Origin of the sequence: Pseudacidovorax sp. NFM-22 (genome assembly GCF_021401245.1) — a bacterium.
In the GTDB taxonomy this organism is placed as follows: domain Bacteria; phylum Pseudomonadota; class Gammaproteobacteria; order Burkholderiales; family Burkholderiaceae_C; genus Xenophilus.
Genome location: NZ_JACBFY010000007.1, coordinates 145,773 through 170,989 on the forward strand (window position 1 = coordinate 145,773; position 25,217 = coordinate 170,989).

The 25,217-nt window shown below is 65.7% G+C and carries 24 protein-coding genes and 1 pseudogene; 15 read left to right on the forward strand and 10 right to left on the reverse strand.

The annotated features are described in order from the left end of the window. The first annotated feature begins 57 nt into the window (after positions 1–57). The 5 genes from L0984_RS23585 to L0984_RS23605 all read left to right on the forward strand — a co-directional run bounded on the left by L0984_RS23585 (position 58) and on the right by L0984_RS23605 (position 4,870). A complete protein-coding gene (locus L0984_RS23585; RefSeq protein WP_234196784.1) occupies positions 58–954 on the forward strand; it encodes a dihydrodipicolinate synthase family protein in 897 nt (298 codons plus the stop codon). A 56-nt stretch (positions 955–1,010) separates the two neighbouring features. Then, a complete protein-coding gene (locus tag L0984_RS23590) occupies positions 1,011–1,835 on the forward strand; it encodes an ABC transporter substrate-binding protein (RefSeq protein WP_234196785.1) in 825 nt (274 codons plus the stop codon). An 85-nt stretch (positions 1,836–1,920) separates the two neighbouring features. Beyond that, the gene (locus L0984_RS23595) at positions 1,921–2,652 is read left to right on the forward strand and encodes an amino acid ABC transporter permease (protein WP_076506382.1); all 732 of its coding nucleotides are present in this window, start codon (positions 1,921–1,923) and stop codon (positions 2,650–2,652) included. A 14-nt stretch (positions 2,653–2,666) separates the two neighbouring features. Continuing rightward, positions 2,667–4,121, forward strand: a complete 1,455-nt coding sequence (hydA, locus tag L0984_RS23600) for a dihydropyrimidinase (RefSeq protein WP_234196786.1) — start codon at positions 2,667–2,669, stop codon at positions 4,119–4,121. Positions 4,122–4,183: 62 nt separating this feature from the next. Beyond that, positions 4,184–4,870: a GntR family transcriptional regulator gene (locus L0984_RS23605; protein ID WP_234196787.1), complete on the forward strand. Its 687-nt coding sequence runs from the start codon at positions 4,184–4,186 to the stop codon at positions 4,868–4,870. Between the two features lie 27 nt (positions 4,871–4,897). On the opposite strand, the gene L0984_RS23610 is transcribed toward L0984_RS23605, so the two are convergent. From L0984_RS23610 to L0984_RS23625, 4 genes are read right to left on the reverse strand one after another with little or no spacing between them, the layout of a single operon-like run. Further along, positions 4,898–6,178 (reverse strand): TRAP transporter large permease, encoded by a 1,281-nt coding sequence (locus L0984_RS23610; RefSeq protein WP_234196788.1) that lies wholly within the window; start codon positions 6,176–6,178, stop codon positions 4,898–4,900. After that, positions 6,175–6,762 carry a TRAP transporter small permease gene (locus L0984_RS23615; protein WP_234196789.1) on the reverse strand — a complete coding sequence of 196 codons (588 nt, stop codon included), beginning with the start codon at positions 6,760–6,762 and terminating at the stop codon, positions 6,175–6,177. The genes L0984_RS23610 and L0984_RS23615 overlap by 4 nt, the downstream gene beginning before the upstream one ends. Before the next feature lie 55 nt (positions 6,763–6,817). Further along, a complete protein-coding gene (locus L0984_RS23620; protein ID WP_234196790.1) occupies positions 6,818–7,261 on the reverse strand; it encodes a type II 3-dehydroquinate dehydratase in 444 nt (147 codons plus the stop codon). Between the two features lie 26 nt (positions 7,262–7,287). Continuing rightward, positions 7,288–8,304 carry a TRAP transporter substrate-binding protein gene (locus L0984_RS23625; RefSeq protein ID WP_370646161.1) on the reverse strand — a complete coding sequence of 339 codons (1,017 nt, stop codon included), beginning with the start codon at positions 8,302–8,304 and terminating at the stop codon, positions 7,288–7,290. A 154-nt stretch (positions 8,305–8,458) separates the two neighbouring features. Between L0984_RS23625 and L0984_RS23630 the strand changes: the two genes are divergently transcribed. From L0984_RS23630 to L0984_RS23640, 3 genes are all read left to right on the forward strand, one after another. Next, positions 8,459–9,241, forward strand: coding sequence for an IclR family transcriptional regulator (locus L0984_RS23630; protein ID WP_234196792.1), 783 nt, complete (start codon positions 8,459–8,461; stop codon positions 9,239–9,241). A 569-nt stretch (positions 9,242–9,810) separates the two neighbouring features. Then, positions 9,811–10,896: a ThuA domain-containing protein gene (locus L0984_RS23635; protein WP_234196793.1), complete on the forward strand. Its 1,086-nt coding sequence runs from the start codon at positions 9,811–9,813 to the stop codon at positions 10,894–10,896. A gap of 76 nt (positions 10,897–10,972) precedes the next feature. Continuing rightward, positions 10,973–13,195 (forward strand): outer membrane protein assembly factor BamB family protein, encoded by a 2,223-nt coding sequence (locus L0984_RS23640; protein WP_234196794.1) that lies wholly within the window; start codon positions 10,973–10,975, stop codon positions 13,193–13,195. A 133-nt stretch (positions 13,196–13,328) separates the two neighbouring features. On the opposite strand, the gene L0984_RS23645 is transcribed toward L0984_RS23640, so the two are convergent. The 4 genes from L0984_RS23645 to L0984_RS23660 form a co-directional block, all read right to left on the reverse strand. Continuing rightward, positions 13,329–13,556: a hypothetical protein gene (locus L0984_RS23645; protein ID WP_234196795.1), complete on the reverse strand. Its 228-nt coding sequence runs from the start codon at positions 13,554–13,556 to the stop codon at positions 13,329–13,331. A gap of 475 nt (positions 13,557–14,031) precedes the next feature. Beyond that, the gene (locus tag L0984_RS23650) at positions 14,032–14,526 is read right to left on the reverse strand and encodes a Pycsar system effector family protein (RefSeq protein ID WP_234196796.1); all 495 of its coding nucleotides are present in this window, start codon (positions 14,524–14,526) and stop codon (positions 14,032–14,034) included. 79 nt (positions 14,527–14,605) lie between these two features. Further along, positions 14,606–15,517 carry a TIR domain-containing protein gene (locus tag L0984_RS23655; protein WP_234196797.1) on the reverse strand — a complete coding sequence of 304 codons (912 nt, stop codon included), beginning with the start codon at positions 15,515–15,517 and terminating at the stop codon, positions 14,606–14,608. Positions 15,518–15,537: 20 nt separating this feature from the next. Further along, on the reverse strand, positions 15,538–16,407 hold the full coding sequence (locus L0984_RS23660) for a WYL domain-containing protein (protein WP_234196798.1): 870 nt from the start codon (positions 16,405–16,407) through the stop codon (positions 15,538–15,540). A gap of 94 nt (positions 16,408–16,501) precedes the next feature. Between L0984_RS23660 and L0984_RS23665 the strand changes: the two genes are divergently transcribed. The 3 genes and pseudogenes from L0984_RS23665 to L0984_RS30090 all read left to right on the forward strand — a co-directional run. Then, positions 16,502–18,040 carry an adenylate/guanylate cyclase domain-containing protein gene (locus L0984_RS23665; RefSeq protein ID WP_234196799.1) on the forward strand — a complete coding sequence of 513 codons (1,539 nt, stop codon included), beginning with the start codon at positions 16,502–16,504 and terminating at the stop codon, positions 18,038–18,040. Continuing rightward, positions 18,040–18,810, forward strand: a complete 771-nt coding sequence (locus tag L0984_RS23670; RefSeq protein ID WP_234196800.1) for an E2 domain-containing protein — start codon at positions 18,040–18,042, stop codon at positions 18,808–18,810. The genes L0984_RS23665 and L0984_RS23670 overlap by 1 nt, the downstream gene beginning before the upstream one ends. 74 nt (positions 18,811–18,884) lie before the next feature. Then, positions 18,885–19,233, forward strand: a pseudogene (locus tag L0984_RS30090) (transposase); the annotation flags it as partial. A gap of 396 nt (positions 19,234–19,629) precedes the next feature. On the opposite strand, the gene L0984_RS23680 reads toward L0984_RS30090, so the two are convergent. Continuing rightward, positions 19,630–20,406 carry an alpha/beta fold hydrolase gene (locus tag L0984_RS23680; RefSeq protein ID WP_234196801.1) on the reverse strand — a complete coding sequence of 259 codons (777 nt, stop codon included), beginning with the start codon at positions 20,404–20,406 and terminating at the stop codon, positions 19,630–19,632. A 54-nt stretch (positions 20,407–20,460) separates the two neighbouring features. On the opposite strand from L0984_RS23680, the gene L0984_RS23685 reads away from it, so the two are divergent. The 4 genes from L0984_RS23685 to L0984_RS23700 all read left to right on the forward strand — a co-directional run bounded on the left by L0984_RS23685 (position 20,461) and on the right by L0984_RS23700 (position 23,589). Continuing rightward, a complete protein-coding gene (locus tag L0984_RS23685) occupies positions 20,461–20,859 on the forward strand; it encodes a MerR family transcriptional regulator (RefSeq protein WP_234196802.1) in 399 nt (132 codons plus the stop codon). 63 nt (positions 20,860–20,922) lie between these two features. After that, positions 20,923–21,921, forward strand: coding sequence for an ABC transporter ATP-binding protein (locus tag L0984_RS23690; RefSeq protein WP_234196803.1), 999 nt, complete (start codon positions 20,923–20,925; stop codon positions 21,919–21,921). After that, the gene (locus tag L0984_RS23695) at positions 21,918–22,763 is read left to right on the forward strand and encodes an ABC transporter permease (RefSeq protein ID WP_234196804.1); all 846 of its coding nucleotides are present in this window, start codon (positions 21,918–21,920) and stop codon (positions 22,761–22,763) included. Before L0984_RS23690 ends, L0984_RS23695 begins: the two co-directional genes overlap by 4 nt. Positions 22,764–22,785: 22 nt before the next feature. Then, entirely contained in the window at positions 22,786–23,589 is an 804-nt protein-coding gene (locus tag L0984_RS23700; RefSeq protein ID WP_370646174.1) for an ABC transporter permease, read from the forward strand. An 8-nt stretch (positions 23,590–23,597) separates the two neighbouring features. Here the strand turns inward: L0984_RS23700 and L0984_RS23705 are convergent, their stop codons facing one another. After that, on the reverse strand, positions 23,598–25,061 hold the full coding sequence (locus L0984_RS23705) for an ELWxxDGT repeat protein (protein WP_234196806.1): 1,464 nt from the start codon (positions 25,059–25,061) through the stop codon (positions 23,598–23,600). Positions 25,062–25,217 lie beyond the last annotated feature (156 nt).

Consider the following 25,217-nt stretch of genomic DNA (forward strand, 5'->3'; position numbering starts at 1 on the left):
ACGTATACTGCACGTATACCAACCGTATCGCGACCCTTTTTCGAGCAAGGACCGGGCATGACAGCGTTCCGTGGCACCTATACGGTGCTCATCACCCCACTCACCGCCGACGGCAAACATGTGGACGTGCCGGCTCTGAAGAAGCTGGTGAACTGGCAGATCGAGCAGGGGATCCACGGCCTGATCCCCCTGGGCAGCACCGGCGAATTCCTGTCGCTGGACGCCGAGGAACGCAATCTGGTGATCGAGACCTGCATCTCGACGGCAGCAAAACGCGTGCCCGTGCTGATCGGCACCGGCGCCGAGTGGACCGACGAATGCGTGCGCCTGTCGCGCGAGGCCCAGACCATGGGCGCGGACGGCGTCATGATCATTCCGCCCTTCTACAGCACGCCCACCGACGACGAGCTGTTCGAGCACTACCGCAAGGTGGGCGAGGCCATCGACATCCCCATCATGGTCTACAACAACCCGGCCACGGCCAATGTGGACCTCAAGCCCGCGCTGGTGGCGCGCCTGTCGCGTATCGACGCCTGCCAGTACATCAAGGAGTCCACGCTCGAAGTGACCCGGGTGCGGGACATCATCGAGCTGTGCGGCGACCGCATGACGGTGTTCGCCGGCATCCTGGGCTACGAGTCCTTCTGGCTGGGCGCGCAGGGCTGGGTGGCCGTGTGCTCCAACCTCATTCCGAAGGACTCGGCCCGCCTCTTCGAGCTGGTGGCCGACGAGCGCGACATGGAATCGGCCCTGGCGCTCTACAAGAAGATCCTGCCCATCGTGCGCTGGGTCGGCGGCCACCGCTATGTCGCCGCCTCCAAGGACGGCCTGGCCATGATGGGCCTGCCCGTGGGCCAGCCCCGTGCGCCGCGACTGCCGCTGCCGCCCGAGGACCAGGCCGACCTGCGCGCCGAGCTCGACCGCCTCGGCCTGCTCGACTCCATCGCCGCCTGAGCACCGCCGCGCCTCATCCCATTCCCTTCACTTCGACCTGCCCCCGAGGACTTCCCATGAAACTGCGCTTCGCCACCGTCGCCGCCGCGGCCCTGCTCGCCACCGGCCTCGCCTCCGCCCAGACCTGCAAGTCGCCGGTGCCCGATTCGGCACTGGTGAAGAAGGGCACGCTGACCATGTCGGTCAACCCGACGCTGCCGCCGATGCAGTTCGTGGACCAGACCGGCGCGCTCAAGGGCATGCGCGTGGAGCTGGGCGAGGCCATCGCCAAGCGCCTGTGCCTGACGCCCGAGTACGTGCGCATCGAGTTCTCGGCCATGATCCCGGGCCTGCAGGCCGGCCGCTGGGACCTGATCAACACCGGCATCTTCTACACCGAGGAACGCGCCAAGCTGATGCAGATGCTGCAGTACGAAGACCAGGCCATCAGCATCAGCACCGCCAAGGGCAACCCGCTGAAGATCGCCAAGCCCGAGGACCTGTCGGGCAAGACCATCGGCGTGGAGATCGGCGGCTTCGAAGAGCGCAAGGCGCGAGAGCTGGACAAGGCGCTCACCGACAAGGGCCTCAAGGGCATGACCATCCGCACCTTCGAGAACTTCGCGATGGCCTTCCAGGCGCTGCGCGCCGGCCAGGTCGAGGTGGCCCTGTCCATCGACTCCACGGGTGCCGAGTACCAGAAGCGCGGCGACTTCGACCGCGTGCTGTCGGGCCTGTTCCCCACGCCCGTGGCGCTGGCCACCAAGAACAAGGAGCTGGCCAATGCCGTCGCCAAGGTGCTCAACGACATGAAGGCCGACGGCAGCTTCCAGAAGCTGTTCGACCAGTACGGCGTGAAGCCCATCGACGGCCCCGTGGTCGTCAAGGGCCCGGCAGCCTGACAGGGCAGGGCGCCCGTCCCGCCACGGGATGGGCGTGAGGCGCACCCCCGGGGGGGTGCCATCGAAGCGACACGAAGGACGCCACATGGGCCAAGGCTGGAGCTGGTCGGGATTCGCCGACTACTTGTTCAACCCCTACATCCTCCAGGGTGCGGTGACGACCCTGTGGCTGACGCTGGCCGCCATCGCGGGCGGCCTGCTTTTGGGCTGCGCACTGGCGCTGGCGCGGCTGTCGCGCCATGGCTGGCTGTCGGCCCCGGCGCACTTCTACATCTGGGTGTTCCGCGGCACGCCGCTGCTGGTGCAGCTCATCATCATCTACACCGGCCTGCCGCAGATGGGCCTGAAGCTGTCGGTGATCGAATCGGCGCTGCTGGGGCTGATCCTCAACGAGGCGGCCTACCTGGCCGAGATCGTGCGCGGCGGCATCCAGTCGATCCCGGCCGGACAGACCAATGCCGCACGGGCGATGGGCTTCACCGGCGCGCAGACCATGCGCTACGTCGTGCTGCCGCAGGCCATGCGGCTGATCATCCCGACGCTGGGCAACAGCATCAACGGCCTGCTCAAGACCACCTCCGTGACCTCGGTCATCTCCATGGAAGAACTGCTGCGCCGCACGCAGGTGCTGATCCAGGAGAAGTTCATGGTGCTGGAGCTGTTCCTGGTCGCGGCCATCTACTACCTGCTCATGACCACGGCCTGGGACCTGCTCCAGCGCCGCATCGAGCGTCACTTCGGCCGCGCCTACGGGCACGGCACCGAGTCCAGGTCGCATGGGCCCGTGCCCGGCGAGGCCGCCCTCGAACAGCGCTGAGGCCCACCCCCACCATGGCCCACTACGACCTCATCGTCCGCAACGCGGACATCGCCACCGTCGGCGACCGCTACCGTGCCGACATCGGCGTGAAGGGCGGCCGCATCACCGCCATCGCGCAGGACCTCGAAGGCAGCGCCGCCCGCGAGCTCGACGCCGCCGGCCGCCTGGTCACGCCGGGGGGCGTGGACGGGCACTGCCACTTCGATCAGCCCACCAGCGACGGCTCGAAGTTCGCCGACGATTTCGAAAGCGGCACCCGCTCCGCCGCCTGCGGCGGCACCACCACCGTGCTGCCCTTCGCGCTGCAGCAGCGCGGCCACAGCATCCAGGCGGCGGTGGACGACTACCACCGCCGTGCCGAAGGCAAGGCCTGCATCGACTACGCCTTCCACCTCATCGTGGCCGACGCCACCAAGGACGTGACGCAGCGCGAGCTGCCTCAGCTGATCGAGAAGGGCTACACCTCCTTCAAGATCTACATGACCTACGACGACCTGAAGCTGGGCGACCGCCAGATCATCGAGGTGCTGGCCACGGCCCGCCGCCATGGCGCGATGACCATGATCCATGCGGAGAACAGCGACTGCATCGCCTGGCTCACCGAACAGCTGCTGGACGCCGGCCTCACCGCGCCGCGCTACCACGCGGCCTCGCGGCCCATGGCCGTGGAGCGCGAGGCCACGCACCGCGCCATCGCCCTGGCGGAACTGATCGACACGCCCATCCTGATCGTGCATGTGTCGGGCCACGAGGCGGTCGAGCAGATCCACTGGGCCCGCGGCCGTGGCCTGCCGATCCATGCGGAGACCTGCCCGCAGTACCTGTTCCTCAGCGCCGAGGACCTGGGCATCGACGAGAGCGACCCGATGCACGGCGCCCGCTGCATCTGCAGCCCGCCGCCACGCGACAAGGCCAACCAGCAGTTCATCTGGAACGGCCTTTCCAGCGGGCTCTTCACCATCGTCTCGTCCGACCACGCGCCCTTCAACATGAACGGCCCCGATGGCAAGCGCGTCGCGGGCGTCGATGCGTCCTTCGACCGCATACCCAACGGCATCCCGGGCGTGGAGACGCGCCTGCCGCTGCTGATGAGCGAAGGCGTGATGGCTGGGCGCATCGACATCCACCGCTTCGTGGAGCTGACGGCCACCAACCCCGCGCGGCTGTACGGCCTGTACCCGCGCAAGGGCACCATCGCGGTCGGCGGCGATGCCGACCTCGTCATCTGGGACCAGTTCGCGCCCGGCGAAGAGCGCACGATCCGCAACGACATGCTCCACCACGCGGCCGACTACACGCCCTACGAAGGCATGAAGCTGCGCGCCTGGCCCGCGACCACGGTCTCGCGTGGCCGGCTGGTGTGGCACGACGGCCGCTTCGATGCGGCGCCGGGCTCGGGCCTGTTCCTGCCCTGCCTGCGGCCGCGTGCCCCGCGCGACGGCAATCCGCTGGAGAAATGGCTCTGAGCGCCCGTCCCGCCCTTGTGTCGGCCTGCTAAGCTTTTGCCCTCCGCGCCACGCCGTTCCGCATGCCCACCCTGCCCAGCCCCGCCCAGCCGGCCACCATCACGATCGCGCCGCTCGAGGTGCGCTCGACCAGCCTGGCCGAGCAGGCCTACGACCGGCTGCGCACGCTCATCCTCGACCGCAAGATCTCCGGCGGCAGCCCGTTGCAGGAAGGCCGGCTGGCCGAGGAACTGGGCATCTCCCGCACGCCCATGCGCGAGGCGTTGGTGCGCCTGGCCGGCGAGGGCCTGCTGGTGCGGCGCGACGCGCGCTCGTATGCGGTGCGGGCCCTGGGCACCAAGGAGTATTTCGACTGCATGCGCGCGCGCGAGGTGATCGAGGGCGAGGCCATCGCGCTGGCGGCGCCCCGCATCTCCAACGAGGAGCTCGACGCGCTCGAGGCCGAAGTGCGTGCCCTGGACGAGGGCGAGCACGACGAGACGGCGCACTGGCACTTCGACGACAAGCTGCACCTCTTCCTGGCCGGGGCCAGCGGCAACGTGGTGTTCCCGCGCCTGGTCGAGGAGCTGCGGGTGAATGCGCGGCTCTTCCGCCTGCACAGCCCGCTGCATCGCCAGCGCGAGAACCACGACGAGCATGGCCGCATCCTGGAGGCGCTGCGCAGCCGCGATGCGGACAAGGCACGCGAGGCCATGCGCGCGCACCTGCGCAGCCTGCAGGAAGACGTGCGCCGCGCGATCCTCGACTGACTGGTCCGTCCGGGCGACCGGCCGACGCTAGCCGCCGAACCAGCGTGCCGGCACCGTCACCAGCGACGGGAACAGCACCATCACAAACATGATGGCGAACTCCGCCGCCATGAAGGGCAGCACGCCGCGCGTGACCTCGTCCATCTTCATGCGGCCCACGCCCGCCACCACGTTCAACACCACCCCCACCGGCGGCGTGATGAGGCCGATGGAGTTGTTGATGATGAACATCACGCCGAAGTAGACCGGGTCGATGCCCGCCTTGATCACCACCGGCATCAGCACCGGCGTGAGGATCAGGATGGTCGGCGTCATGTCCAGTGCGGTGCCCACCACCATCACCAGCAGCATGAGGCCGATCATCAGCAGCACCTTGTTGCCCATGAAGGGCTCCAGCAGCCCCACCACCTTCGAGGGCAGGTCGGCCACCGTGATCAGCCAGGCGCTGACCATCGCCGCCGCGATGAGGAACATCACCACCGCGCTGGTCTTGGCCGCCGACACGAACACGTCGCGCAGCTGGCCGAAGTTCAGCTCGCGGTAGACGAAGGTCGCCACGGCAAAGGCATAGACCGCGGCCACCACCGCGGCCTCCGTCGGCGTGAACACGCCCATGCGCAGGCCCACGAGGATGATCACCGGCAGCAGCAGCGCCCAACCCGCCTCGCGCGCGGCGATCAGGATCTCGCGGCCGCTCTTGCGGGGCGGCGGCGCGACCTTCTCGCGCCGCACCAGCCAGGCCCAGGTGATCCACAGCGCGCCACCGATCATCAGGCCCGGCGCGATGGCCGCGAGGAAGAGCTTGGAGATCGACACGTTGGCCGCCACGCCGAAGATCACCAACCCGATGCTGGGCGGGATGACCGGCCCGATGATGCCCGTGGCCGCGATCAGCCCGCCCGCGCGGGCCTTGTCGTGGCCGGCGGCGGTCATCATGGGCAGCAGCAGTGCGGTGAGCGCCGCCGCATCGGCCACGGCCGAGCCCGACAGGGCCGACAGCAGGCAGCCGGCCATGATGGTCACGTAGCCCAGGCCGCCGCGCACATGGCCCACCAGCGCGAGTGCCAGGTTGACGATGCGCTTGGAGAGCCCGCCCACGTTCATGATCTCGCCGGCGAGCATGAAGAAGGGCACGGCCAGCAGCGGAAAGCTGTCGGCGCCGCCGATGAGGTTCTGCGTCAGGATCTGCGCGTCGAACAGGTCCAGCTGCCACATCAGGGCGACGCCGCTGGCCAGCAGCGCGAAGGAGATCGGCATGCCGATGGCCATGGCCAGCAGCAGCGATCCGATGAACACGGTCAGCGTCATGGCCGGCCCTCCCGGGGATGTGGGTTGCGATCCGCCTGCGATGACTGGGCCTGGCCCAGCACCTGCGCCAGGGCCGCGGCCTCTTCCGATTCCTGCACGGCGACGAGTTCGTCCTCGCGCAGGCGGCCGGTGAGCAGACGCCCCAGGTCGATCAGCAGCAGCAGCCCGCCGCCGATGGCGAACACGATGCCCACGCTGTAGACGATGGCCATGGACAGGCCCGTCACCGGCGCCTCCACGTCCCAGTTGATGCGCGTCTGCACGATGCTGCCCTGCAGCAGCAGCCACAGCATGTAGAGCATCAGCAGCTGGCTCAGCAGCAGGCACAGCTTCTTGCCCGCGGGCGGAAGGCGGCCGACGACCATGTCCACGCCCAGGTGGGCGCGCTCGTGCAGCGCCACCAGCGCGCCGAGGAAGGTCATCCAGATGAAGAGCCAGCGCGAGACTTCTTCGGACAGCAGGATGCCCGAGTTGAAGCCATAGCGCAGCACGACGTTGCCGAACACGAGCACGACCATCACGGCCAGCATGAGCGCAACCAGGTTCTCCACCGCGCGGCAGGCGCGGTCGATCCAGCGATTCATGGTGAGGATCTCCCGGGGCGCGCCGCAGCGGGCGCGCCCCTGTGGAGGCCAGGCGTCAGCGCCGGGCCTCGCGCACGAGCTCGACCAGCGCGCGCAGCGCCGCCAGGTAGGACTGCGGTCCCAGGCCCTGGATCGTGCCGCGCACGGCGGGCGAGATGATGGAATGCGCGCGCCAGCTTTCGCGGGCGGCGATGTTGGACATGTGCACCTCCAGCACCGGGAAGGGCATCGCCTTGATGGCGTCGTGCAGCGGCACGCCGTGCTGCGTCAGCCCGGCGGGGTTGACCAGCGCGCCCTGGGCGCTGTCGATGTGCTCGTGGAGGAAGTCGATCAACGCGCCCTCGTGGTTGGACTGCAGCGTGTGGATCTGCACGCCCAACTCTTCGGCCAGGGCGGCGATGCGCGCATTGATCTCCGCGAGCGTGGTGGTGCCGTAGATGTGCGGCTCGCGACGGCCGAACAGGTTGAGGTTGGGTCCGTGCAGGACGAGGATGTTCATGGAAGCGCTCATTCGGTGGGCCAGGTTCACTGCTTGCGGATGCGGGCCAGCTCGTCCTTGTAGAGCTTGACCATCGCGGGGTCGTACTGCGCGGCGAACTTGTCGATCACCGGCTGGGCGATCTGGCGCATGCGGGCCTGCTGGTCGGCCGCCAGTTCATTGAACTGCGCGCCCTTGGCCTGCAGTTCGCCCAGGGCCTTCTGCGCGGCGGCGCGGCTGACCTGCCGCTGGTAGGCGCGCGACTCGTCGGCGGCCTCGCGCATCCACTTCTGCTCCTGCGGCGTGAGCTGGTCCCAGAACTTCTTGCTCACCAGCACGATGTTGGCGGCGTAGACATGGTTGGTGGCGCTGACGAACTTCTGCACCTCGTAGAACTTGTTGGACAGGATCACCGAGAAGGGGTTTTCCTGGCCGTCCACGGCCTTGGACTCGAGCGCGCCGTAGAGCTCCGCGAAGGGCATCGGCACGGGGTTGGCCTTGAAGGCCTTGAAGGTGTCGAGGAACACGGGGTTCGGGATCACGCGGATCTTCAAGCCCTCCAGGTCTTCCGGCTTGGTGATGGCCTGGCGGCTGTTGGTCACGTTGCGAAAGCCCAGGTCCCAGTAGCCCAGCGCCACCAGGCCCTTCTCGGGCAGCTTGGCGATCAGCGCCTGGCCCAGCGGCCCGTCGAGCAGGGCATCGGCCTGCTCGAAGGTGGCCACCGAGAAGGGGAAGTCGACCAGGCCGAACTCCTTGACGATGCCGGCGAGCGAGGTGGTGGCCGGGGCCGACATCTGCTGCACGCCGCCCTGCAGCGCGGCCTGCTGCTGCATCTCGTTGCCCAGCTGGTTGGACGGGTACTCCTGCACCTTCATCTTGCCGCCGCTCTTGGTCGAGAGCAGTTCGGCGAAGCGCTTGACGCCGAAGCTCACCGGATGGTCGGGGTTGTTGAGGTGGCCGAAGCGGATGGTGCGCTCCTGCTGGGCCAGGGCGGGCAGGGCGAACGCGGCCGCGAGGCCCGCGGCGACAAAGGCTCGGACGAATTTCTTCAAGGTTGTCTCCATCAGGGTTGGACGGTGGCCGGCCGGTGCAGCCTGCCAGGCGGCGCGATCATAAGCACATGTGGAAAGAATTTCCACAATGAAAATCTATTCGGCGCTTTGGTACAGTCACGGCCGTCCAGAAATTCGCCGACCCCTTGTCGGCCGGGAGCCGAACATGAGTGGTGTGATGGAACGCAGCTTCAAGGTGCTCGAATACCTTGCCGACCATCCGCAGGGCTGCGCGCTGTCGGTGCTTGCCAGCGAGCTGCAGTTGCCCCTGTCGGCCACCCACCGCATCCTGTCGGACCTGGTGCGCTGCGGCCATGTGCGGCAGGACGAGCGCGACGGCCACTACCAGATCACCATCAAGCTCGCCGCCCTCGGCCTGGCCTTCCTGAGCCGCTCGGGCGTGGTGGACGTGGCGCAGCCGCTGCTGGAGCGCCTGGCCCAGGCATCGGGCGAACTGGTGCGCCTGGCCGTGGTCGACGGCGAAGAGCTGACCTTCGTCGCCAAGGCCCAGGGCGCCACGCGCGGCCTGCGCTACGACCCCGACATGGGCCTGTCGGTGGAGCTGTCGTGCAGCGCGGCCGGGCATGCCTGGCTGTCGACGCTGGGCGACGACGAGGCACTGGCCATCGTGGCGCGCCGCGGCCTGGGCAGCCCCAAGGACTTCGGTCCCAAGGCCCCCACCTCGATCAAGGCCGTGATGACCTATGTGAAGGCCGCGCGCCAGCGGGGCTTCAGCATGATCAACGAGGTCTTCGCGCCGGGCATGACGGCGATGGCCGCACCTGTGGCCGGCCCGGACGCCAAGGCCATCGGCGTGGTCACCATCGCCGGGCCGGCCGTGCGCCTGACGCCGCAGCGCATGGAAGAGCTGGGCCCGGCGCTGCTGGAGACCGCCCAGGACGTCTCGCGCGCAAGCGGCGCCTCGCCGCTGTTCCGCCGCCGCGCCTGAGCCCGAGGCCCCGGCGGCGCGGCCCCGCATCGGCGGTCACGCCCGCTGAACGCCGCCTCGCGGCCTTGGCCGTGCCCCTGTCGCATCGGCGGGGCCTGCACGCCCACGCTGGCGGCGCCGCACGATCCTGTCCTGCTCCCTTGCTGTGCCACGGCATGCCGTGTGCCGTGTTCAGTTCGCGCCTGCAGGCGAGCCCCCCTGCCCACAGTCGCGGTCGCCCAAGACGGAACAACATTTCTTCTTGGAAAACTTTTCCTGTTTGATTACGATGCGCCCACACGGGAAGCATCAAGAGAACAGGAGACACGCGTGAACGCAGCCAGATGGCCGCGTCGAAGGTGCCTGCGCCTTCGTACGACGGACCTTGACACCCCTTCCATCCATGGGCCCCGCGCGCTTCGCGCACGCGGCCGCCCCTGCGCGCCCATCCCCGACCGCCCGGCCTGACGCACAGGCCGTCCGTCGCACCTTTCCCCATCCCTTTTTTCGCCGCCTGGCGCCGATGCGCCATGGCCGGGCGGGCCCCTGCACGCCCCGGCCGACCTTCTCACCACACTCAGGAGACAACCTTGACCCTCTTCCATGCTCAACTCTTGCGCGCCGCGACGGCCGCATGCCTCGGCCTGGCGCTGGCCGCATGCGGCGGCGGCAGTGGCGGCAACGACAACGCAGCGGCCGCTGCGCTGCTGGCCGCCGCCGCGGCCAACAACCCGCCTGCCACCGGCAACAGCCCACCGGCCACCACACCGCCGACTACCACACCGCCCGACGACCCGGCGCCGGCCGAGCCGGAGGACGACAGCTTCGACACGTACTACAACGTGTGCCGGGGCACCAATCCCAAGTGCTACCACGACTGGGGCGCCTTCGCCTCCACACCCGACCGCGTGCTGATCTACTCGCGCACCGCCGGACCGCGCCATGCCAACCTCGGCACCCCGATGGCCGCCGGACTCAACCCGACGCTCAATCCGGACAACCTCATGCAGATCGGCCTCATCCGCATGCTCAAGGCCGAGGGCATCACCGCCGACTGGACCGAGGACGTGTCGGTGCTGTCCGGCCGCATCAACAACTACAAGGCGGTGATCTTCGCCAGCCCCAACCGCGACACGCTGTGGAACGACGCCGTCACCACCAGCAAGGACGCGGCCCGCACGGCGCTGCGCAACTACATGCGCCGTGGCGGCGGCTTCGTCGGCCTGCACAACGCCTTCGGCGCCGAATACACCTGGCCCTACTACGAAGGCCTGCTGGGCAACGCCAATTTCTACAACCACGGCCCCAACCGCGCGGGCGACGTGCTGATCGTGGCGGACGACCCCTCCACCCAGGACCTGCCCAAGCGCTTCTCCTTCCAGGACGAGTGGTACAACCTCGAGCCCTTCCCGTCGAACGTCAAGTTCCTGGCCACCGTGGACACCTCCACGCTCAAGCCGCTGACGGCCGCGCCCCATCCGGGCCATGAAGGCTTCCATCCCGTGGCCTGGTGCCAGTACTACGACGGCGGCCGCGCCTGGGTCACCTCGCTGGGCCACAACGGCGACTCCTTCGCCGAGAACTACTCCGGCGTGGGCTCGGAGTTCTTCCAGAAGCTGGTCGTGCAGGGCGTGAAGTCGGCCATGGGCCTGACGCCCTTCTGCACCACGCCCTGACCGGGGCAGCGCGGCCGGCTTGCACCGGCCGCGCCTGCTCGCGCGTCTGCCCCTGCATTTCCACGGAGACAACCCCATGAAACTCACCCATCTGGCGACGGTGCTTCTTTCCGCCGGCGTCATCGGCTCGCCCCTCATGCTGGCCGCCTGTGGCGGCGACTCGAACGGCAGCGGCGTGCTGCCCATCGTGCCTGCGCCCACACCTGCGCCACCGGCGCCTTCTCCCTCGCCATCGCCTGCACCGCAGCCCGCGCCAGCGCCGGCCGCCGCGTTGTCCGACTGCTGCACCGCCGGCGACAAGGACTTCCCGAAGGTGGGCGGCAACCTCGGCAACCAGAACTACACGAGCCTGGGTGCCATCGACAAGAGCCGCGTCGGCCAACTCGGCGGCGCCTGGGTCAACCGCGTCGAAGGCGGCGTCGTGAGCGGCAACAGCCAGAGCACCACGGTGGCCGTGGACGGCGTGCTGTACATCGAATCGGCGCAGGGCAACCTGATCGCGGTCGACGGCAAGACCGGCGCCACCAAGTGGAAGTGGACGACGCCCTACGGCGCCATCACCCGCCGCGGTGCGGCCGTGGCCAAGGACCTGGGCCTGGTCTTCACCATCGGCGGCGGCAACCGGCTGGTGGCCCTGGACAAGGACACGGGCAAGGTCGTCTATGTGAAGCAGTACCCCACCTCGTCGTCCGACGCGGCTTTCCTGGGCGCGGTGCAGAAGGTGGCGCTGGTCTACCACGACAAGCGCCTGTTCATCGGCACCAACGACGGCAACCGCGGCGCCGCCTTCACGGCCGACGCGGCCACCGGCAAGGTGCTCAATGCCTTCTGGGGCGTGCCGCGCGCTGGGGAGATGGGCTACGACACCTGGGGCGGCGCACCCGACAGCGACCGCACCGGCGCCACGCCCTGGATCCACCCTGCCGTGGACCCGGCCCTCAAGACCGTGTACTGGACCTTCGGCAACGTGCGCGGCGGCTCGTCGCAGAACGGCTCGACGCGGCCGGGGCAGAACCTGTTCGCCAACTCCATCGTCGCGCTGGACATGGACACGGGCGCCTACAAGTGGCACTTCCAGTCGGTGCACCACGACATCTGGGACATGGACAACGTCATGTCGCCCGTGCTGGCCGATGTGAAGATCAATGGTGCCGACCGCAAGGTCGTCATCTACGGCAGCAAGACGGGCATGTACTACATCCTCGACCGCCGCGACGGCAGCGCGCCGCTGGGCATCGACGAGATCCCGGTCAAGCAGGACGCGCGGCAGGCCACCTCGGCCACGCAGCCCTTCCCGCGCCAGGGCGCCTGGACCGAGACCTGCGTGGTCAACCAGGCCCTGGGCACTGCCGTGCCCGGCGACCCCAACCGGGCCGTGCCCAACTACGTGACCGGCTGCCTGTTCGACCCGCACTGGGACGTGCCGGTGCTCACCATCCCGGGCCATGGCGGCGGTGCCAACTGGAACCACCAGTCCTTCAGCCCGCGCACCGGCCTGGTCTACACCGGCATGGGCTACGTGGCCGCGGCCCATTCGCTCACCGAAGCCAGCAACGGCCTGCGTCCGCCCGGCGAGTACCAGACCGGCGCGGTGGTGGCCGTCGACCCGAGCACCAACCTGGTCAAGTGGAAGAAGCCCATGCCGTACTCGCTCGCGCATGGCAACGGCATCCTGAGCACGGCCTCGAAACTGCTGTTCATCGGGCAGCCCGACGGCAACCTGCTGGCCCTGGACGCGCAGGACGGCAGCGAGCTGTGGCGCTTCCAGACCGGCTCGGGCATCAGCGCCAGCCCCATCGCCTACGAGATCGATGGCGAGCAGTACATCGCCGTGTATGCGGGCGGCACCAGCATTCCGTACGGCAACTCGGCACCGCGCGGCGACTACCTGTGGGCCTTCAAGGTGGGCGGCACCGTGCCGCCAGCCGCCACGCCCACGCCGCCCGAGGTGCGCCGGCCCGTCTCCGGCTCAGCGGTGGAAGGCGCCGCGCTGCCCACGCCGAACACCGTGTTCCTGGGCCGCGTGCAGACCGCCACCAACGCACCGGGCGCCACCGAGTCGACGGCCGTGAATGCCATGACGCCCACCTGGATGCGGGTGCCGGCCAACACCACGGTGACCTTCACCAACCCAGCGGATAACCCCAACACGCATTGCGCCACGCAGTTCTTCGAAGGGGCCTTCAACTTCCGCCTGGCACCGGGGCAGTCGGCCAGCTACACCTTCACGCAGAAGGGCGAGTACTTCTACAACGACTGCCACAGCCCGCGGCCGACGGGGAAGGTCGTGGTGTATTGACCCACCCCCAGGCTGCGCGCTTCGCGCTCCGCCTCCCCCTTCAAGGGGGGGGGAACCAGCGGCCTGGCCAAGCCAGTTCCGCGGGTGCCCTGGCGGGGGCGGCATCAGATCCCGGTCTTCGCCCGTGCCTGCCTCAAGGCAGCTTCAGTTCCATGCCGAGCCCCGCCGCGACCCCGAACGTCAGGAGCAGCACGGCCGTGAGCACCAGGATGAACACGGCAGCGACCTTCCCCGCCGTGAGCAGCAGCGCGCGTTTGCTCAAGCCCTGGCCCTGTTCGTAATGCCACTTGATGGCGAAGAACATCGTTGCGCAGAAGACGAGCGCCTTCAGAGTGATGAAGCCGACGGGAACCCATTCCATGGGGCGGATTGGATACGTCGGTGGGTGGGGCGGGAACTGGGCAAATTGTCCTAGTGCGCGATTGATCGCAGACGGGCCGGGGCTTGTGTGGGCCGTGGCGCTACACCGAGGCGGAAGGGCGGGTATTTCAAGCCTGCAGGCGCTCAAAAAGTCGCTGGGCTTAGCTGAGGATCCAGACCGGGTGCTTGGGGGCGGCGGGTTGCTGACCGCGACGCCGGCCTAGCCCTGCCGAAGCGTTGCGCGGGTACGGATGCCCCCGTTGGCAATCCAACACCATTTGATGCCGCGTATGTGATTCCCGCATACTCGGAAATAAAGTCAATGCCGCTCGAGCTACCTAAATCGCCAAAAAAGATGCCGAGCGTAACTCGAATCGCGAGCGATAAGTTCGTTTGTCAAAAGCAGATTTCACCAAAATTCTCTTGAGCTCCTAATTTTCCCAAATTTTTTATAATTTAGGCTTGATAAGCCGGTCTCAGATTTTCACAAGGATTGCAACTGCGCCAACCCAACATGCAGCGCCAAGGAATGAAAAAATCAAAGATTTGCGAACCCAAGAGTGTTTGAGTGTTGCGATCTGAGCATTTCTATGAACTTGACGCAACCAATCATCTAATAGTTGCTGCTGAGTCTTCAATCTATGCGCATCGGCAAAGTCTGCAGAGTTCCTGATTTCTGCTATCTGTCCGAAGTACAAGCCGCTGATATACTCTGCCGGTAAAGTTCGCGGCATCAAGCACATCGCTCCACATAACACAGCAGCGCACAAAAGGCCTACGCAGGCGGACGCAAGCAGCACCGACCAAGCTGGATGCGATTGAATATTCGTCCATGCCGCGAACAGGCCGCCGAGCATAGCTATATCAATCGTCACAACAGCTGCAACCTTCAGTTCTGCTTGTGCAATCCAATACAATTGTCGCTCAAACATCCATTGCGCGGCAGATAGCTGTTGCTCGATGGTTGGCATATTTTAGCCCAAGCAAGAATTAAGATAGAGCGACAATTTCTAGTTGGTTGAACGAGAAATTCTGCGTTAGCGTTTATAGTCAGTCTTGTCCGATACAGCCCAATTTCTTAATGTGTTCTCTCAACTTGTCACAGGCTGGGGCAAATTTCTCCGGAGCGCCTTCCACGAAGTCGTATCGAATCGTCGTTAAACCTGCCATGTCACTCGGAAGCTTGAGCCCTACACCCTTAGGCTCCATCAGAATCGCCCGGCTTCGGCCAAGTCTGCCCATGAACAACCCAAGCTCAAACACCACATTGTCTCGAGGTGCCGGCCAGTTTTTATTTCTGGTTCGCACCCTGTCCTCGCCATGAGCGATAGCAACCGCAAAGTCGCATTGATCAAGCTGCTGCTCTAAATCGTCAATTGTGTAGTTCGCAATTCTAAATACTCCCTGATTCCATGGGACCGTTGCGAACTCATCATGCTCAAATTGATTGTGGAGCGCTCGCACAATCTTGACATTCTCAGCTGTAGATATAACGAAAACCCTGATCTTGTCACGTCTTGCCGCGACCATTTGATTTCTCTCCAAAAGCCTTTTAGAGAGTACTTGCGCGAGGTGGCGCCAGATGTCTGGAAATTCTCCCGCAATCTCAGTTAATTGCGTTTCAGTGAGTTTCGCTAGAACACTGGCCTCGCGGGCGCGCACGGTTGCAGATCTTTTTTGCAAGGGCTCCACCGCGGCCATCTCTCCAACGGACTCACCCGCGACCCGAGTTCTAATTATCTTGCTATTGATGACAATGTCGCAAGAACCCGTGAGTATGAAATACAGGTCATTGTCTTCACCCCCCTGCTCTATGACAACCTCGCCCGTATTTAGCTCGCGCAAATCGACTATGTCAGCGAGCTTTTCGGCCAATCGCTCATTTCCCGCTACGAGACGCTGGCGTCGAATCAAATCAACGCGTTGACGTCGCCCGCGCGGACCTTCAAGTCTTTCCTTCATAAATTCTCCGGGGCAATCTGTTAGTTTTTGGCAATGGCGAGCTTGAATTCCTGGTAATTAGCGATCTTCAGTGGCGTAGCCGCAGGATTTCCGTCAATATCCGCCGTATCTAGCCTTAGATTCTTTTCGAAGTAAAAAAGGAGCGCTCTTCGAACAGATAAGACCAATTTTCCATCGGTCATCCCGTAGTCTTCTATTACTCCGCGTCGCTGGCTGTCAGTTAGTTTAGGATTTGGGCAAATTACAACGTCAAATATTTCGTTCCAGCTGGTATCGTTTGCTATGTCGCTTTGAGATTCTCCGAAACCTCTAGTGCTATTGCAACGGGAAAGCAGAAAATCCCTAAAGGCCTGATTCCTATGGCAGAAAGCTCTGATATGCCATCTTGCACCATCATTGACGAGAGAGTGAGGCGACAACCAACGCCAGGAGTACTCCTGCTTGACCTCACTCATTGAGTGATAAAATACTTCTATTGACTGTTTTTTTCTAATTGCGGTCACCAACTGACGAAGAACGCTTGGGTCCACTTGACGCACAGGTAAGGGCATGACAGCAGCGCTTGGAGCAGTGCCAAGCCAGTGATCAGTGAGGCTAGGGCGTTCCTTCACATGATCCCGAACTTGCGACAAATAGATCTCAGGTTCGAGACTCAGGTACAGCGGAGCGAAGGTGTCAGTGCTCACGTAGCGCTTCTCGCTTGCGTCATAGGTAAGGTTGTCTGGAGCGAGCTGCTGGTACAGGCCTAGGTCCGCTGAGGCTTGAGGAATAGACACTCCAAACTTCTCACTGATTTCCCCTCGCCTGACGCCGCCCTCCCAGTACAGACGGAACTCTATGAACTCTAGGCGTCGCTCGGTGCCCCAACGAATCTTCGAAGCGGTGGTCATGTGTATAGTTGCTTGACGGGTTAGAAAACCTTACCCATAATCAAACTATACGCAACAAGCTGCTTCCTGTCGAGGCGGTTCTTCGGAGATCACTGTGAGCCACACTTGGAACTACGAGCGCGCCAGCACCCACATTGAGAAGAAGATGGGGGACGTCAGTACCGTGACGATTAAGAAGTACGGACGTGACATGTCTCTTGAGTCAATTGCCACCAACGCGGCCTACCGGGTGGATGGTGTCCACATGTACGCAGACATACAGAATCTGGACGAGATGCTGAATGTCACTGGAGTAGAGGGCACTGACTGTCACAAACGCACGCTTAGGTTCCTAGATCAGCACTACCGGGCCGTCAACCGGATCCTCAAGCGAGTGGACGCGAGGCGGGTGGACTTCCACAACCAGCGACTTCACTCGTTGTTTACGAAGCCGTACAACTCAGAGACGGGTGCTGAGAAGAAGCGTGTGCAGCGCGCGGTCGCAACTGCCCAGCTCATGATCAATGTTCTCCACGAAACAAAAGATACCGATGCGAAGATCCCTGCCGCAATCTTGCGAGTCGGTATCGACACGGGCGAGACCCTTGCCGTCAACAACGGCCGGAACGGATACAGAGAGCCCTTGTTTCTCGGCGATGCAGCGAACCATGCTGCCAAGCTTGCCAGCAATCGCTCGGCAAGAGGTATTTACCTCACCAATGCTGCACGGCGCGTGATTGGCCTAGAGGAAGTGGAATTTCCAGAAAAAACTGCCCTGTCGGATGATGAGATCAAGGATTGTGAAGACGCCGCGGACCTAGGCGTTACTGCCGATGTTGTCGTGGACGAGTGGCGTGAGGACCAGAAAAACAACCCCCTTGGGGGCATTGAGTTCACTAGGCATACGCCTCCGTTCTCTACGATGGATATTGCGTCCCTAACGCCTGCTAACTCACGGCGGCAAGAGGCGGTGAGCATCTATGCAGACATTGATGGTTTTACGAAGTATGTCGCCGAAAACATTGAAGCGAATGCCGAAAATGTTGTACGTGTACTTCATGTTCTTCGAGCTGAATTAGAGCGTGTACTGACAACTGAATTTAAAGGCCGCCGCATTCGATTCATTGGCGACTGCATCCACGGTTTAATCTGTGAGGGGACCGCAGCGGCCACGGCCGTCCACGACACGATTTCTGAGGCCACTCGGCTGGCGGGCGCTTTTCGTAGCAGCTTCGATCTCGCGATTGAGAAGCTGGAGAAAGAGAACTATTTTTCCGGGACCCTGGGCCTTGCCGTTGGTTTTGACTACGGCCCGATGACGGTCACTCGCCTCGGAGTGAAGGGTAGTCGAGTTCGTTGTTCAGTGAGCCGTGGTGTGCTTGCTTCAGAAGCTGAACAGGTACGATGCAACGGCACAGAAACTGCAATTGGTAAAAACGCCTACAACGAGGCATCGACAGCTGTCAGAAAGTTATTTGGCAGCACACGTAAGATTGCAAATTTCGACTATCTCGAAGCAACTGAAGCATTAGCCGACGAGGGCGAAAAATCTGCAGGTGTTGCTAGATCCGTGGGTTTGGTCGTGAGCACCCCTGCCATCGCCAAGGCGCAGGAGCAGGTGGTACGTCCTTATTGCGAATCTAGACGAGCTTGATGTTGACTGCCGTTGACTTCATCGCGGCAGTTGCTTCTGAGTACCACGCGTCAGCAGAGCATGCGTCGACCGATTGCGTCATCCTAAAGTTCAATCTCGCTTTAAGCGATGGCCGAACCGTCGCCTACGAGATTGAGGCCACCCACGTGGGCGGCAATAAGGTCGCCGCTAAGGAGCGCGTACCAGTAAATCTGCCAAAATTCTGCCCACATCGCCATATCAACATTGATGGCACTTTCTGCCTTTATTGGTGGGAGGTTTCTAACCTCGATGTGTGTGACAATGACAGCGCTCATGCTTGGTGGCGAACACTATGGAAGTTTCTGGTCCTCCAGTACCGAGCGAAGAAAATTCGTCGCTGGCCAAACAATAATGAGTGGGCACACGGCCCGAAAGCTGCGCTGGAGCAGCATCGTGCGGAGTCAGCCGCTCGAGCTCTTGGCGCCAAGTACGAGTTGGCGTTGCGAGAGCGGAGACTTTCGATAGTAAGTACGAAGAGAGTCATGAAGCTGTACGAGAACAATGCGTACCTCTACAGTGTGTGGCGCGATTCGAAAAAGGTCGTGAAGCTGAAGCAACGATGCATTTGTGATTCGAGTGGGGGCAAGGTGCCGAAGCGGTTACGCCGATGCGGCACACACGCAGCGGATGCGTCTATCCTTGCCTTCTCGCTTCATTTGTGGGCGATCAGAGAAGAAGAGTTCTGGTCAGAAATTAAAGATTTTCCTTGTTGTGGATCTTGTGACAACTGCCGACTGAAGACGGCGTGACTGGATAATTCGATGCCACTGACCTGCATACCAGTTGAAGGTTAGTAGAGTCCGTTTTCACAGGAAGAACGGACATGAAGAAGCGCAGATTCACCGACGAACAGATCATCGGGTTTGCACGGAGACCGAGTGCGGCATGTCGGTCAAGGAGTTGTGTCGCCGGGGTGGTTTCAGCGATGCGACCTTCTACAAGTGGCGCGCCAAGTTCGGCGGCATGCAGGCCAGCGAGGCCACGCGTCTGTGCGAGATCGAGAGCGAGAACGCTAGGCTCAAGAAGCTGCTGACCGAGGCCCACCTGCACATCGAAGCGTTGAAGGTGGGCTTCGGGGTAAAGCGCTGACCCCGCAAGTCAAGCGCGAAGCCCCTGCCAGGATGGTCCAGGAACTGTCCATCAGCGAGCGCCGCGCCTGTAGCTATGCGGGGTTTTGTCCAGGAACCAGCTATCGGGAGTCGCCCAGCATGCGCGAGCCCACAGTCTCGCCTGAGCACACGCATTGTCGAGTTGGTGCACGAGCGCCGGCGCTTTCGCTATCGGCGCATCACGACCTGTTGAGTCTTGAAGGCCACTAGGTGAACCGCAAACGCGTGTGGCGCCTGTACAGCTGGCCAACCTGTCGGTGCGCAAGCGCCGCAGGGTCAAACGCCCCACGGGCGAACGCCAGCCTCTGGCAGCCAGCCAGCTCGTCAATGACACCTGGAGCGCAGGCTTCGTGATGGACACGCTGGCCAACAGCCGGCGCAGCAAGTGCCTGCCGGTGGTCGATGACTTCATTCAAGACGCTCAAACGAATAGCTGGTCCGGCCCAACCGCAGCCGCTCTCAAACTGCCGCCACCCCGTCGCCCCGGCACGTCGCCGCACCATCCACCCGCCGCAGCCAACGCACCAAAGCCTCAACCACCGTCGCAGGCTGCTCCAGGATCGCCATGTGCCCCGCCTCGGCCACCGCCACCAGCTCGGCGTCCGGCAGAAGTGAGGCCATCTCCTGGCTCAGGCTGAAGGGCGTGATCTGGTCCTCACGCCCACAGATGACGACGGCGGGGGCGTGCATGCGAGGCAGCAGGTCGCGGGTGTCCGCCCGGTGCATGGCCGCCCGCTGCTGCCGGACAAAGCCCTGGCTTCCCACGGTCGAAGCCATGTCGAACAGCAGGTTCAGCAGTTCGCGGTCCTGCAACCTCGACGCGTGAACGATCCTTGCGGCAAAACCCTGGGCGACCTGGCCGAAGGTGGCGGTGGCGGTGCCTGCGCCTTCGGCACCCTCCACGGCCTGGATCATCCTTTGCCGGACCTGCTTCGCGTCCTCGGTGTCCGCGCGGGCGCCCGTGCTCAGGAGGCCCAGCCCGGCGATGCGGCTGCTCGCCTGGCGGCAGACCTCCTGCGCGACGTACCCGCCCAGCGAGAAGCCGGCGACCGCGAATGCGCCGGCGGGCATGGCCGCGATCGCGTCACGGGCCGACTCGGCGATGCGGTCGTGCAGGTGCGTGGGCGCGACGTGCACGGTGCGCTCTCCGGCGATGGCGGTCGTCAGCGGATTCCAGATCCGGGCATCGTTCATCAGCCCGGGAAGGAGGAGAAGGGGCGTCGTCGCGTGGTTCATGGCCAAGGTTATAACTATGCAGTTGGATGCATAGTCAACATGGGGAACACGCCGATGTGGATCGCTGAATTCGCGCGCCGCGCAGGGGTGAAGCCGACGACCGTCCGGCACTACCTGCGGGAAGGCCTGCTGTCGCCGCGCACCGGGCTCGCCGGCGGGTCGCGGCCCTACCTGGAGTTCACCGAAGCCGACCTGCGCCGACTCTCGGCCATCCAGGCGGGCCAGGCCCTGGGGCTCTCGCTGCCGGAGATCAAGCTGCTCATCGGGGAGCGGCGTTCAGGCGGCGGCCACGCGCGGATGCTCAAGGCCCTGACCGCCCACCGCGACACCTTGCGCGGCAGGGCCCTGGAACTGCAGGCGATGCTCGCCTTCCTCGACCGCAAGATCGCCTGGCTCGAAGCGGGCGCGAAGGGGCCGCCGCCGTCGCATGCCGCCACCCATGCCATCGGATAGCATCGCGCCCCCCACGGCGGCGGCCTCTGCATCGCAGGCGCCTGCGCCGTCCGGACGCGCCCCATGACTGCCCACATCCACGTCGACCGCCTCACCAAGGTCTACCGCATCGCCGAGCGCGATCCGGGGCTGCGCGGGGCGCTGCGCGGCCTGTGGCGACGGCGCTATCGGACGGTGGAAGCGCTCGCCGGCGTTTCCTTCTCGCTGCAGCGCGGCGAGTTGCTGGGGCTCATCGGGCCCAATGGCGCGGGCAAGTCCACCACGGTCAAGCTGCTCGCCGGCATCCTGCGGCCCGATGGCGGACGCATCACCATCGACGGCCGCGATCCCTTTGCCGAGCGCGAAGCCCATGTGGGCCGCATCGGCGTGGTGTTCGGTCAACGCACCCAGCTGTGGTGGGACCTGCCGGTGGAAGACGGCTTCGACCTGCTGCGCGACATTTACCGGGTGGACGCGGCGGACTACCGCCGCACGCGCGACGAACTCGTGGCGCTGCTCAACCTGGAGGGCGTGCTCGGCCAGCCGGTGCGCCAGCTCTCGCTCGGCCAGCGCATGCGCGCCGAGATCGCTGCGGCGCTGCTGCACCGGCCCGACATCCTGTTCCTGGACGAGCCCACCATCGGCCTCGATGCGCCCTCCAAGCTCGCAGTGCGCGACTTTGTGCGCAAGACCAATCGCGAGCGCGGCACCACGGTGCTGCTCACCACCCACGACATGCACGACATCGAGGCGCTGGCCCAGCGGGTCATCATCGTCGGCCATGGCCGCGTGCTGGCCGACAGCCCGGTGGAGGCGTTGCGGCGGCAGGTGCTGGCCGAGCGCCGCCTGGTGGTGGACTTCGCCGGCACGCCGCCAGACGGAACTGAACTCGCCGGCACGCCCGTCGCGGCGCGGGAGGGACGCACGCTGGTGCTCCGCTTCGATCCGCAGCAGACGCCCGCCGCCGACCTGATCGCCCGCATCGCTGCCGCCCACGCGGTCGAGGACATCCGCATCGAGTCGCCCTCCATCGAAGAGGTCATCGCCCGCTTCTACGCCCTGCACGGCGCGGCCGAGGCATGAGCGGCCGCCGATCGGTGCCGGATGGCCGCGCGCTGCGGCCCTACCGTGCGGCCTTCGTCTCGCGCTTCCTGCAGATGCTGCAGTACCGCACCGCGGCCTTCGCCGGCTTCGCCACCCAGTGCTGGTGGGGCGGCATCAAGGTGATGGTGCTCGCGGCCTTCTATGCGGCCGGCGCGGCGCCCATGCCGCTTGCCCAGGCGGTCACCTACACCTGGCTCGCGCAGGGGCTGCTGGCCTTGCTGCCCTGGGCGGGCGACCCCGAGGTGGCGCAGGCGGTGCGCACCGGTGCCGTCGCCTACGACCGCCTGCGCCCGGTGGACGCCTATTGGCTGTGGTTCGTCCGCAGCGCAGGCTGGATCGCGGCGCGGGTGCTGCCGCGCCTGGCGCTGATGGCGGCCTTCGCGGCGCTGCTGCTGCCCCTGGCAGGCTGGGGCGACTGGTCGTGGCGCCCGCCCGCCAGCCTGGCGGCCGGCGTGGCCTTCGGCGTGTCGATGGTGCTGGCCTTGCTGCTGTCGGCCGCGCTGGTCATGCTGCTGAACGTGGCCGCGGTGGCGGCGCTCGATGCCCGCGGCATCAACATGCTGGCTCTGCCGGTGGTGATCATCCTGTCGGGCAATCTGGTGCCGCTGTCGCTGCTGCCCGACGGCTGGCAGCGCTGGCTTCTGCTGCAGCCGTTGGCCGGGCTGGTGGACATTCCGGCGCGGATCTATTTCGGGCAGCTGGCGGGCAGCGGTGCCCTGGGCGGCCTGCTGCTGCAGGGCTTCTGGGTCGCGGCCCTGCCGGCCGCCGGCCGGCTGGCGCTGCAGGCCGCCTTCGCGCGGCTCGAAGTGCAGGGCGGGTGAGGCCATGGCACGCCGCGGTTCCATGGGCAACGCCCGCCTGTTCCTGCGCTTCGCCGCGGCCTCCATCGCAGGCCAGGCCCGCTATCCCGCATCGGCGCTGATGCTGGCTGCCGGGCAGTTCCTGGCCACCGGCATCGAGGTCGTCGGCATCTGGGCGCTGTTCGACCGCTTCGGCAGCCTGCGGGGCTGGAGCCTCGGCGAAGTGGCGCTGTTCTACGGACTGGTGCACGCCATGTTCGCGCTGGCGGACATGCTGGGCCGCGGCTTCGACGTGCTGGGCACCGAGCTGCTGCGCACCGGCGCCTTCGACCGGCTGTTGCTGCGCCCACGGCCGGTGGCATTGCAGCTGATGGGGCACGACCTGCGGCTGAGCCGCCTCGGCCGTCTGCTGCAGGCCGGGCTGGTGCTGGCCTTCGGCAGCGTGCAGGCGGGCATCGACTGGACGCCGGCCGCCATCGCGGTGGCCGTGTTCGCCGTCGCGGGCGGCGTGGCGCTGTTCCTGGGCATCCTGGTGCTGCAGGGCGCGCTCGCCTTCTGGACGGTGGAAAGCCTGGAGATCGCCAACGTGTTCACCTATGGCGGCGTGGAGGCGGGGCAGTACCCCATGGCGCTGTACGCGCGGTGGTTCAGGCGCCTGCTCACCTTCGGCGTGCCGCTGGCCTGCGTGGCCTACTACCCCGCGCTGATGGTGCTGGGCCGCGCCGATCCGCTGGGCGCGCCCGCCTGGGTGGGCGCCGTCTCGCCCCTGGCGGGCTTTGTCTTTCTGGGACTCGCGTTCGGCGTGTGGCGCCTGGGCCTGCGCCGCTATGCCTCCAGCGGCAGCTAGCCGCGTGCTCAGCGCAGCCGCTGCTGCAGCGGATCGCCCAGCAGGCTGAGCCGCCCGGCGCGATCGATGCGCCAGAGCCGCTCGTTGCCGTGGCCGTCGTCGGCCGTGAACAGGACGGCATTGCCCACGGCGGTGAAGCCCACCGGCATCGAATGCGCCGCACCGGGCACCACGTCGGCCATGCGGCGCGTGCCGGCGGCGGTGCCGTCGGTGGACCAGGGCTCCACGCCATGCGTGGCATCGCCGGCCGAGAACCACAGCCGGCCCGCCGCCACCTCGAAGCGCGAGGGTGTCGCGCTCGATGCGCCAGCGGCGATGTCGGCCACGCGCCGCGTGCCGGCCTCCGTGCCGTCCGAGGTCCACAGCTCGGCACCGGATTCGCCATCGGTGGCCGCGAAGTAGAGCCGCCCGTTCATCACGGCCACGGGGCTCGACAGGCTGCCGCGCGGCCCGGGCTGGATGTCCTTGACCAGGCGCGTGCCGTCGACGGTGCCGTCGCTGCGCCACAGCTCGATGCCGTGGCGGCCGTCGTCGGCCGCGAAGTACAGCACGCCCTTCATCGCCGTCAGGTGCCGCGGCTGTGACGCGGCTTCGCCGGCTCGCACATCCTTCACCAGGCGCGTGCCCGCCGTCGTGCCGTCGCTGGTCCACAACTCGGTGCCGTGCTGGCCGTCGTTGGCCGTGAAGTACAGCTGCCGCCCCACGGCCGTCAGGCGCGCGATGCCGCCGTCCTCGGCTCCGGCTCTGACGTCCTTCACAAGCCGCGTGCCCTTGGCACTGCCGTCGGTCACCCAGAGTTCATGGCCGTGCTCGGCCGTGGTGGCGGTGAAGAACAACCAGTCACCCACCACGGTGAGCTGCCGCACCAGGGCCCGTGGCCCCGGCGCGATGGCCGCCACGCGCACGGTGCTCTGGGCCGTGCCCTGTGTCTTCCACAGCTGGAAGCCGCCGTCCGGCTCCTTGGCCACGAAATAGAGCGCGTCCTTGAAGACCGTCAATTCGGCGGGCAGGGCGCCATCGCTGCCGGGCGCCCCGGGCAGACGCGCGACGGGCACGGTGCCGCGCCCGGTGCCATCGGTGCGCCACAGCTGCACGCCCTGCGCACCGTCGGTGGCGGCAAAGTAGATGCGGCCCCGGTACGACGTCAGGCTGGAGGGATAGGCGCCGCGGAAGCCGGGCAGGATGTCCTTGACCAGGCGCGTGCCGCCCGAGGTGCCGTCGGTGATCCACAACTCCTGGCCGCTGAGCGCATGCACCGCGGTGAAGACCGCACGGCGCTCGCCCAGCGGCGTGATCTGTGCGGGCGCGACGAAGGCGAGGGGCGCGCGCTGTTCGGGCAGCACCGGCCGCTCGGGGTCGGCGGTCACTGCCGGCTGAGCCATGGCCGTGCCGAGGAACAGCGTCGCAGCGGCCGTCAGCGACAGCGCCAGACGGCAGGCATGGAGAAGAGGGGAGGGCGTGAACGCGTGCATGCGCGCACTCTATCCAAAGAGGAAATGTTTTCCACTTGGAGATTCCACCCGGGTGGTGGCGGGGGTTAGAAGCGCCCTGCCGCGCCGGCCGTCACCCGCGGGCTCGGCAAACCCCTTAGACCAAACGGCCGAATGTTGACTTGTATTGCCAAATGC